Genomic DNA, 9,919 nt, shown 5'->3' on the forward strand with positions numbered 1-9,919 from the left:
GGTTGCTGTGCGCCGGGCGCCTTGACTTAGCATCAAATCACATTGTTTATGCTTTTTTAATCGGTTATTTTTTAGTCAACTGTACGTTGAGTCGTAACTTTTCAAAACAGTCAACGCTTTTATCAATCAAATCCTTGAATTCACCGCTATTGATTTCATCATGGGTGAGCCAACGTACTTTTTCTACTTTTTTATAAGAATAATGATAACTGTCATCCTTGCTTGGCTCACTTTTCATATCGATGTCAAACCAAGGTGAGCGTATCTCGCAATGCAGTGGCTGCTTACTGATATTGCCTCCGCTAAGTGTCGTTTCTAGCAAAATGGTTTGTGGATCACCGATAAAGACATCGGCTAAATTTCCTTCACGGCGGTATGCTGAAAACATTTTCCAGATTGCCGTTAGCTTATCGCTACTACGATGGTAAATGTATTGATCCGACACTTTTTGTAAGGCAGCAAGATCGGTTAGGGTGGCTGTCATTTTATAGTGTTCTGGCATGACGAAAGCGGTTTCGGCTCGCTTAATTTCACAATCTTGTGATTCTTTAGCGAATTGGCTGCATAGCTCTTTATCGACGCTAAACTTGCCATAATGTTGATCATCCTTACTCAGTTGCATCAGGGGATCGTTAGCCAGTTCTAAGTTCAATTCCACTTGTGCTTTTGTGCCATCACTGAAGCGTTCCTCACGTGTAACCTTTTGGTTTACATCAGGGGTTTCTGCCGGTATGGTCTCTTGCTTCACTTGTCCCGTTTCATCTGCTACAAACACCCAACGTTCTTGGAGATCACTCATGGTTCGACCCGGTGTAAAAACGGGATTAGTGGGATCAAGCCACCAGGTCTTGCCATTGACTTCAGCCCATACAATAGCGTGATTGGGTGCTTTTATTCCTGGGATAAGTAGAGTAGGAGCAAAAACCCCACGTTTTATCCACGCAGGCTGAGCTTTGATCCCTGAGGCTTTAAGCATTGCGGTGAGAAGTATTGCCAAGTCTTTACAGTCGCCATAACCATGCTCTTCAATTTCAGACAAGCTAAATGGAATGTAACCCCGTTCGCTACCTCGCCAATCGCCCAAGTAACGGTAATTATCGTAAATGTGTTGCCTTTTTGTTCAGGAGTTTTTTCTTTTATATTACTCACAACTTCTGCGCTAAGAGGAGGCAGTTTGGCCGCCAATATTTCGTTGTAGCGCTTGGCAATAGCTCCAAAGTTATCTTGTAAATCAAGTGAACTGGCTAGCTCGATGCGAGGGATTTGGCGCACATAGCTGCCGTTTGCTTCATTAACATAATTAAGGTAGTACGGTGGTTTTTTTAGTGTAATGACCAGTTCTTTTTTATCTTTTTTATGCGTTATGTTGAAGTTTTCCATCCGTTCGCTGCGCCAGACGATAGGACGTTCAGCGGTAAATTTTACATTGAGACGGTCAATCCGTTGTGGAGAGGGGTACTCATTATAAATATAGTGAAATCCGTTGATCATCGGTTTGGCCGCGTAATCCTGTTGTAATGTATAGCTAACACGTGTTCCTATCCGTAAATTAGGAAAGGCAATTGAGGTTTGTTTTTCTTGCAGAAAACCTTTTGCAGGATTGGGAGCTAAGCGGGTATCGATGCGAGATTTATCTAATGGAACCGATTTTTTTCCTGGCTGGGTTAGCTCGGCTTTTTCCACAGTGAGATTGTCATCTTCATTAAAAGTAAAATCGATGCGTGATATTTCCTCGCGTCCGCTTGGCCGAAGAATGGTGTAATGATAAGTACTGCTACATTTAGTCGTACCATCATCTTTGAAATGACAATGGTGATCGATCTCACTTGCCAAGGGTGCTTCTTCAATCGGTTGCAGTGCAGATAATGCGGATGAACTGAAAAGCGCTAAACTTGCTTTAAAAAGCGAAAGACAGAATAGATGATATCGCATAATATTCCTGATAATAAATAACTATACTCACAGCCGTTAAGCGGCCAGGGCTTGAGGCCGATGAGCGTAGTACGTGATTCGAGCTAACCGGTGGTTTCAAAGGCGAAGGGTATAAAAGGCGCATGTAATAGCATGCATTTAATAGATAATAAATCAAAATATAACATTTTTGTGAATATAATAGGATAAATATGCTCGATCCCAACCTGCTGCGTAATGAGCTAGACGTAGTCGCTAAAAAATTAGCCCGTAGAAATTGTAAACTAGATACAGATTCACTGCGCCACTATGAAAAAGAGCGTAAAGCCTTACAAATAGAGACAGAAAACTTGCAAGCCCAAAGCAACGCTCACGCAAAATTGATTGGCGCGGCTAAAGCAAAAGGAGAAGATATTGAACTTCTGTGTGAAGACACTAAGCAATTGGGTGAGAGACTGAATGTCGCAAGAGCAAAATTACAGGAGGTACAAAACAAGCTATTATATGTGACATTGTCACTTCCTAATTTGCCTGATGATAGCGTACCTGAAGGTAACTGTGAGCAAGATAACAAAGTAATCAGTCACTGGGGTGATCCTCGTAAGGATGATTGTAACGTCCAAGATCATGTTACTTTAGGTGAAAGAAGAGGGGAGCTTGATTTCGCTGCTGGCGTTAAATTGACCGGGACACGTTTTGTGGTGATGAAGGGAGCCATTGCGCGCTTACATCGTGCGCTATCACAATTTATGCTCGATCTGCATACCGAACAACATGGTTATCAAGAAGTCTATGTGCCTTATTTGGTCAATTCAAATTCTCTGCTAGGAACGGGGCAATTGCCTAAATTCGGTGAAGATTTATTTCATACTAAGCCATTAGCAGAGGAATCATCGAGTAGCAATTATGCGTTAATTCCAACGGCAGAAGTACCGCTGACCAATTTAGTGCGTGGTGAGATCTTGGAAGGCGCTTCTTTACCATTAAAAATGACGGCGCATACACCTTGTTTTCGTTCCGAAGCTGGCTCTTATGGGCGTGATACTCGGGGTCTCATTCGTATGCATCAGTTTGATAAAGTAGAATTGGTGCAAATTACACGCCCAGAACACTCCATGGAGGCGCTGGAGGAGTTGACCAAGCACGCTGAAAAAGTATTACAACTATTAAAACTGCCTTATCGTAAAGTGTTGCTGTGTACGGGTGATATGGGAGCGGCTGCTTGTAAAACTTATGATCTGGAAGTTTGGTTACCGGCTCAAAAAAAGTATCGAGAAATTTCTTCTTGTTCCAATATGGGGGACTTCCAGGCGCGTCGGATGGAGGCGCGTTATCGAGATAAGCAGGGTGAAAAACCCCAATTAGTGCATACGCTAAATGGTTCAGGTTTAGCTGTGGGGCGGACTTTGGTTGCCGTGTTGGAAAACAATCAACAGGCTGACGGTAAGATAACAATACCGGAAGTGTTACGCCCTTATATGCGAGGCCTGGAATATATTGGTTAATATATAGCCAATTAATTTCGAGTTACGGCAAGGCGGCAATCAATCGCTGCCGTAACACACAAACTTATCATCCAATTATTTAACCTAATATGCTAATGACCTGTTAAATAATGCATCTTTTTTTCTAATCATATTAATTTTTTTGAAAAAACATTTATTTCATTAAAATATCTTTGTGTTTTAAAAAAAATAATCCATCAATAATATAATAAATTTTTATGTAATATTTTACAAAAAATTTACATTTATATGTTACTGAAAAATAAAATTATTTTTATTTTGGATCGGTAACGGATTTTTAATAAGGATAAAAAAGGAATGGATGGATTATGAAAAAAAAGATTAAAGATTTAGCAGAAAGATTAAAGAGTGGATATCGATGGAATAAAAATATCGGCGAAGAATTGGTACTGAAATTTAAATATTTAACGCCCCTTTATCATAGTCATATAATTCATAAAGAATATAAATCCTATACTAATTTAACCCCTTTTACTGAGGAACAACGGGAAATAACCCAATTTGTTCTTGATGAGATTGCCGTGAAGACAGGTTTAGAATTCAAAATGGTAGAAGGTACTTAATTTAGCAATCTTAATTTTGGTAATTTTACTTACGAAGCTACCGAGAATCGTCTTGTTGGTTTTGCCTTTTTTCCTAATAATTATTCTGGCGTTAGTCCAATATGGGTAAATTTTGCAAGTATGAATAATTTTAAAGAAATTATTACTCATGAAATAGCGCATGCTATTGGATTACAGCACGTTACTCAAGCGGGCTATTCTAGCGCTGACAGCATTATGTGGCCTATAATTTCTTCTACAACGGAGCTACAACCGGCTGATATTTTAGCTTTGCAACGATACCAATCCTGATCCCCAGGAGCGAGAAAAGATACTGAAACGCCAGCAAGAACGGGAAAAAAAGCGAGAGCTACGAAAGGAGCGCAAGAGGCGCCAACAAGAAGTACAAGAAAGAGCAAGTAAACTAGCGCGGGAACGAGAAATAGCATTGAGACAGGAGCAAGAGTGGATACGGCTGGAACAAGAACGCGTAAATAAACGGCGAGCGGCACGAGAAGAAGAACAGAGACAAGCACGAGAGGCAGCAGAAGAAAAAAGCAGAGACAGATGGAGGAACGGGCTAAAGAGGAAGCACGAATAGTAAAAGAACATGAAGAACAATGGCAGAGGATAAAAGAAGAGCGGAGATAGATAGAAGAGGAACGCAAAAAACAATGGGAACGGATAAAGGAAGAACGGGCACAGAGAAAGCGCGAATATGATCAGGAATACACAAAAAGACGAGAACAGAAAGAGCGTGAACGTAATGAGAAAAAGCTACCAGCAGAAAACTATCTACTAGCGCAGGATATGTCTAGTTTTACCTTCCACTCTTCACTTCAGGGCTCGTTTCAAGGGAGGCTGATTAATAGGAGCGACGAACAATCCCATAAACGTTTTTTCTCGGATGGGATATCATTATTGGGTGATGCTGTTGAAATAGCGAGGAAGATATGACAATCCATTATGACAGTGATTTTTACGGTTGGAGCCAAGAGCAAGCAGATTTGCTCCGTGCTGGGCATTTTAATGAGTTAGATACAGAAAATTTGCTGGAGGAGATAGAAGCAATGGGGCGGAGTGAACAAAGAGGGCTTGAATCGCACCTAAAAGTATTGTTTCAACATCTTCTCAAATGGAAGTATCAGCCGGCACGGAGAGGTACAAGCTGGTTGTTATCCATCAAAGAGCAAAGAAAGCTTACGCAAAAACGTTTACGTAGTAACCCAAGCCTCAAATCTAAACTACCTGAAATACTTAACGATGCTTATGAAGTTTCAATTCTATCGACAGCCAGAGAAACAGGGATAGAAGAGACTGTATTTCCAAAGCAATGTCCGTGGACTTTTGAGCAAGTCATCAGCGATGAATTTTTTCCGGAATGAGAATTTTTTCATTCATAGACATACTACGTGATTCGGCGAACACCCGCAGCCAACAACACGGCGGCTTCAAAGACGAAGGGTATACAGATTTTTTATGCCTCGGTGAGGATTTCTTCGCCAAAATGGCTGGCTATGAGACGTTTAGTAAAATCGTGTGAAGGCGCTGCTAACACTTCAGCTGTATTGCCACGTTCAACAACTTCGCCTTCGTGCATAACGATGACTTGATCACTAATGTGTTTCATTATGCCAAGATGCTGGGTGACGTAAACGTAAGCAATGTCATGCTTTTCCTGTAGTTCTAGCATTAGATTAATAATTTGTGATCTTATTGACATATCTAATGAAGCCAAAGCTTCGTCTGCAACTATAACTTTAGGTTGCAGAATGAGCGCCCGCGCGAGCGCAATCCGTTGCTTTTGCCCAGAGGCTAACATATGAGGGTAATAATCGGCGTGGTTAGGGAGTAAACCTACTTGACGTAGCGTTTGATAAATATGTTGCTCACGTGCAGAGGCGTCAAGTGTTGTATTTAATTTCAACGGTGTGTCAAGTAGTTGGCCGATTCGCTGCCGAGGATTGAGTAGTGAAGTACTGGGATCTTGGAATATCATACGGATGCGTTGACTACGATAAGCATAATCACCGTAACTGAGTTGGTGCCCCTCTATTAATATCTCCCCGGTACTGGGTTCAATCATACCGGCTAGCATTTTAGCCAGTGTTGATTTACCTGATCCGTTTTTTCCAATAACAGCCAGCGTTTGCCCTTTTTGTAGCGTGACACTGATTGACTTAACCGCCTGCACAATTTGTTTTCGGTGAAATAACCCGCTATGGCTGCAAAATTTTTTACTTAAATTACGTACTTCAAGTAGTATTTCCAACCTTATTTATCCTCTAAATTTAGTGGAAAGTGACATGCGAAAGCGTGATTTTTTATTCGTTGTAGCCTAGGTGTTTCAATACATTCTTTCTGAGCATAGGGACATCGAGGCCCCAAACGACAACCGATAGGGAGATGCTCTAATGAGGGAATGGCACCCGGTAAAGTATTAAGACGGCTTTTATGATGTGGTATCGCGCCGCCAAAACCAGGCATGGAACGAATCAATGCTTGTGTATAAGGGTGACGTGGATTAACAAGTAGATCATCGCGCAGGGCACTTTCTACCGTCTGACCACAATAAAGCACATTGATCCGATCAGCCCATTTACTCATAAATTGTAAATCGTGGCTAATGAGCAAAATAGTGGTGTTATTGTTTTGATTTAATCGCGTTAATAGACGGAAAATTTGTGCTTTTGTGGTCGCTTCCATGGTGTTGGTGGGTTCGTCAGCAATCAATAGCCGTGGTTGATTGGCTAATGCAATAGCAATCATCACTTTCTGGCATTCACCTTCTGTCAGCTGGTAGGGGTAACTGTTCATAATATTTTTATGATCTTTAATGCCAACGCGATGGAGTAATTCAATCCCCGTTTTTCGCCAATGAAAACGTTGCCACCATCTGCCTTTATAAGTCCAACCCGGTATTGACTGAATGAGTTGTTGCCCAATATTTTCAGAAGGGTCTAAACAAGATTGTGGCTCCTGAAATATCATTGATATATTGTGACCAATGAGTTTTCGGCGCTGGCGGGGAGGTAAACGGAGTAAATCAATATCATTAAAATGAAAACGATCAGCGGTAACACGCCAATTTTCATTACTGACACCGCAGATAGCCTTGGCAATTAAACTTTTACCTGAGCCTGACTCACCAACCAGTCCGCGAACTTCACCTTCTGCTAGCATAATACTGATTCTATCAATCGCTTTAATTGCTCCGGTGGGAGTAATAAACTCAATGGTAAGGTTGCGGATATCAAGGAGTGCCACTATTTTGCGCCTTTATTCTATGCCTTCGTTTATTGCTCGGCGCATGCCGTCATTCAAAAACCCTAATGCTGCAATATCGAGAATAGCTATTGATAAGGCGCGTGTGAATTCTGTTGCTAGTTATAACGAGTCGAAGCACCATCTAAGCGAGCGGCAACAATGTATTCCTTATCCAGCTTATCGTGAACGGCACTATAGATAGTACGAATCATGCGTGGTAACAGTGCTAACCATACAGCAAACATCGTATTTTGTAGGCTGGGACCAGCAAAGGCTACGATAACAATAGCCAGCAGCAGAGAAGGAATACAGAGTAAGGTATCTAAAATATGATTTAAAATGGCTGATCGAATGCCGCTAGTAATTCCTGCCAATACACCCAATACCATGCCACAAAATATGGCACCTAAGGTCACCAATAATGCAGAACCAAAAGTAGATACAGTACCTGCTAGTAAGCGGCTTAAAACATCACGCCAGAGATCATCGGTACCGAGAAAAAAAGAGACATCACCATAGCGTGACCAAGAAGGAGGCAACAATTGATAACCCAAAAATTGTTGATTTAAGCCATAGGGCGCTATTATTTCTCCAAATAAACACAGCAATATTAAACCTAGTACGCCGTAAAATCCGGTCATGGCAGCGATGTCTGTGTTGAAAATTCGCCAGACATAACGCAAGGGGCTAGGTGTTTGCTTTTCATAGTAGAAGTTATCGGATTGCATACCATTCCTTACGTTTTAACGGTGTCATCATAGATAAAATGTCGCACATTACGTTAATCACAACGACTAACGCGCCAATAACAAAAACCCCGGTTGAGATGGCGTCATAGTCGCCTTGGCGGATGGCTTCCAGTAACCAGTTGCCGAGCCCTGGCCAGTTAAATACTATTTCGGTGATCATGGCTAAGGTTAACATCGCCGAAAATTGTAATCCTAATTTAGGGATAATGGGGGGTAATGCGTTGTGTAACAAGTGTCGTCGGATAATAGTTAATCTTGATAAGCCACGGGTAGCTGCCGCCATGGCTAAGGTAGTAATAGGTAATAGCAGCTGGATTACACTGATCATCATCTCCTTACGGTAGGGTGATTGTGATAACCAGGTGTCTATCAGTGCTAATCCGGTCACTCGTTTTATTTGATATAAGAGGTCAAGACGGCCAGAGATGGGTAACCAACCAAGTTGTAAAGAAAAAAATAACATTAACAGTAAGGCTAGCCAGAAGGCGGGGACAGAGAAACCAACTAAGGTAACAACATTGATGGTAATGTCTGTCCATTTTCCTCTGGTCATCCCGGCAATGATGCCCAGAGGGATCCCGATAAGCAATGATAACGAGAAGGCTAAAACACATAATTCCATGGTGGCAGGAAAGGCCATCTTTAATTGCTCACGAATGGGTTGATTGTTGATGCTTGAAATACCAAAATCGCCCTGTAATAGTTTGTTTAAATAGATAAGGTAAGCATTCACTTTTTCTATATTGCTCTGTGGTTCATGATCGGCAAGAAAACTCACATTAAAGCTAATTAGCGATAACATAAAATAAGGTAATCAATAACAATAATAGTTGGCGTAATGTGAAGGTGGTCATAATTTTTTTATCTTCCGTCGTACTGTCTTTGCTTTTTCTAAATATTCCAGCGAAAGAGGCATTACCAAATGGACTTAATACTAGGCCTTCAATATCGTTGCGATAAGCTTGTAATCGCAATGGCGTGGCTAATGGTAACAAGGGTAATTGTTCTGCGAGCAGGCGCTGAGCTTGCTCATAGTAACTAATACGTTTGTTGAATTTCTGAGTGTGTAGTGCATTTTGTAGCAAAATGTCGAATTGGGGATAGCACCAACGAGAGAGGTTTGTTTGAGAATCAATAGCCGCACAGCTTAATATTGGCCGAAGAAAACTATCAGGATCATTGCTATCTGTTGTCCAGCCCGATAGTGTCAAATCGTGATTCATTTCCATTGAATTGTAGTCTTGAAAACGTCCTTCAGCCGGTATGATGTTAATTTTTATGCCAACTTTTGCTAAATCAGTTTGAATAAGTTCAGTGGTTTTCAACGGACTAGGGTTATAAGAGTGTGGTGCGGTGGGGACCCATAAACTGAGTTCCATTTGCTTAATACCCAATTGCTGTAAGATTTTTCTCGCTTGGTTTGGATTGTATTTGGTGATTTGTGCGCTCCATAGGCCCAGGACGCGCGGGGTAAAATGGAAGGTGCGGTTTCTGCTGTACCGTAATAAATAGCTTGCATTAAGCGTTGATAATTAATTGCCAATGCGATAGCACGACGAACTTGAATATTATTTAAAGGAGGCTTACGGGTGTTAAGCGCTAGATAGGCTAGGTTCATACCAGGGCGTAATGTTAAACGGAAGCGAGGATCATTACGTAAAATGGTTAATTGATTTGCAGGGGGTAGGCTAGTACATCACATTCTCCCGTTAACAATTCTGATTGTGACGAAAAAAACGAATATATTGATTAAAAAGATACTGCTTTAGCATAAATGGCCCAGTACCAATGGGCTTGTGATCAATTTCTGCTTGTTGATTTTTTTGTGTTAATGCTTCGGCATATTCTGCGGATAATATTGGTGCGTAATGTGTCGCTAAATGCCAGAGAAAAGAAGCATCCGGTGCTCTTAAGCGGAATTCAA

Annotated in this window: 10 protein-coding genes and 3 pseudogenes; 5 read left to right on the forward strand and 8 right to left on the reverse strand. The window is 41.3% G+C overall.

What is annotated here, in order from left to right:
• Positions 1–64 precede the first annotated feature (64 nt).
• The gene (locus REG_RS13860; RefSeq protein WP_218015693.1) at positions 65–976 is read right to left on the reverse strand and encodes a hypothetical protein; all 912 of its coding nucleotides are present in this window, start codon (positions 974–976) and stop codon (positions 65–67) included.
• Positions 934–1,932: a DUF3857 domain-containing protein gene (locus REG_RS13865; protein WP_006705631.1), complete on the reverse strand. Its 999-nt coding sequence runs from the start codon at positions 1,930–1,932 to the stop codon at positions 934–936. Before REG_RS13865 ends, REG_RS13860 begins: the two co-directional genes overlap by 43 nt.
• Before the next feature lie 191 nt (positions 1,933–2,123).
• On the opposite strand from REG_RS13865, the gene serS reads away from it, so the two are divergent.
• The 5 genes from serS (at position 2,124) to REG_RS10530 (ending at position 5,364) form a co-directional block, all read left to right on the forward strand.
• On the forward strand, positions 2,124–3,416 hold the full coding sequence (gene serS, locus REG_RS10520) for a serine--tRNA ligase (RefSeq protein WP_006705632.1): 1,293 nt from the start codon (positions 2,124–2,126) through the stop codon (positions 3,414–3,416).
• Between the two features lie 329 nt (positions 3,417–3,745).
• Positions 3,746–4,000: a hypothetical protein gene (locus tag REG_RS10525; protein WP_006705633.1), complete on the forward strand. Its 255-nt coding sequence runs from the start codon at positions 3,746–3,748 to the stop codon at positions 3,998–4,000.
• 120 nt (positions 4,001–4,120) lie between these two features.
• Positions 4,121–4,291: a matrixin family metalloprotease gene (locus tag REG_RS14770; protein ID WP_087943439.1), complete on the forward strand. Its 171-nt coding sequence runs from the start codon at positions 4,121–4,123 to the stop codon at positions 4,289–4,291.
• 136 nt (positions 4,292–4,427) lie between these two features.
• Entirely contained in the window at positions 4,428–4,580 is a 153-nt protein-coding gene (locus tag REG_RS13640; RefSeq protein ID WP_176603529.1) for a hypothetical protein, read from the forward strand.
• 352 nt (positions 4,581–4,932) lie between these two features.
• Entirely contained in the window at positions 4,933–5,364 is a 432-nt protein-coding gene (locus REG_RS10530; protein ID WP_006705634.1) for a DUF29 domain-containing protein, read from the forward strand.
• A 92-nt stretch (positions 5,365–5,456) separates the two neighbouring features.
• Here the strand turns inward: REG_RS10530 and sapF are convergent, their stop codons facing one another.
• The 6 genes and pseudogenes from sapF to REG_RS14775 all read right to left on the reverse strand — a co-directional run.
• Positions 5,457–6,251 (reverse strand): putrescine export ABC transporter ATP-binding protein SapF, encoded by a 795-nt coding sequence (gene sapF, locus REG_RS10535; protein ID WP_006705635.1) that lies wholly within the window; start codon positions 6,249–6,251, stop codon positions 5,457–5,459.
• A gap of 2 nt (positions 6,252–6,253) precedes the next feature.
• Positions 6,254–7,246 (reverse strand): putrescine export ABC transporter ATP-binding protein SapD, encoded by a 993-nt coding sequence (gene sapD / locus REG_RS10540; protein ID WP_006705636.1) that lies wholly within the window; start codon positions 7,244–7,246, stop codon positions 6,254–6,256.
• A gap of 45 nt (positions 7,247–7,291) precedes the next feature.
• A pseudogene (locus tag REG_RS10545) lies at positions 7,292–7,974 on the reverse strand (ABC transporter permease subunit); the annotation flags it as partial.
• Positions 7,961–8,797, reverse strand: coding sequence for an ABC transporter permease subunit (locus REG_RS10550; RefSeq protein ID WP_006705638.1), 837 nt, complete (start codon positions 8,795–8,797; stop codon positions 7,961–7,963). The pseudogene REG_RS10545 and the gene REG_RS10550, both read right to left, overlap by 14 nt.
• Positions 8,781–9,717: pseudogene (locus REG_RS12405) on the reverse strand (ABC transporter substrate-binding protein); the annotation flags it as partial. The pseudogene REG_RS12405 and the gene REG_RS10550, both read right to left, overlap by 17 nt.
• 5 nt (positions 9,718–9,722) lie before the next feature.
• Positions 9,723–9,919: pseudogene (locus REG_RS14775) on the reverse strand (peptide ABC transporter substrate-binding protein SapA); the annotation flags it as partial.

The sequence above is a fragment of the Candidatus Regiella insecticola LSR1 genome, assembly GCF_000143625.1.
Taxonomy (GTDB): Bacteria; Pseudomonadota; Gammaproteobacteria; order Enterobacterales; family Enterobacteriaceae; genus Regiella; species Regiella insecticola.

Bases quoted from the DNA above. Each gene is read 5' to 3' on its own strand.
- REG_RS13860 (WP_218015693.1), bottom strand. From the start codon at position 976: ATGCTTAAAGCCTCAGGGATCAAAGCTCAGCCTGCGTGGATAAAACGT.
- REG_RS13865 (WP_006705631.1), bottom strand. From the start codon at position 1,932: ATGCGATATCATCTATTCTGTCTTTCGCTTTTTAAAGCAAGTTTAGCG.
- serS (WP_006705632.1), top strand. From the start codon at position 2,124: ATGCTCGATCCCAACCTGCTGCGTAATGAGCTAGACGTAGTCGCTAAA.
- REG_RS10525 (WP_006705633.1), top strand. From the start codon at position 3,746: ATGAAAAAAAAGATTAAAGATTTAGCAGAAAGATTAAAGAGTGGATAT.
- REG_RS14770 (WP_087943439.1), top strand. From the start codon at position 4,121: ATGAATAATTTTAAAGAAATTATTACTCATGAAATAGCGCATGCTATT.
- REG_RS10530 (WP_006705634.1), top strand. From the start codon at position 4,933: ATGACAATCCATTATGACAGTGATTTTTACGGTTGGAGCCAAGAGCAA.
- REG_RS10550 (WP_006705638.1), bottom strand. From the start codon at position 8,797: ATGTTATCGCTAATTAGCTTTAATGTGAGTTTTCTTGCCGATCATGAA.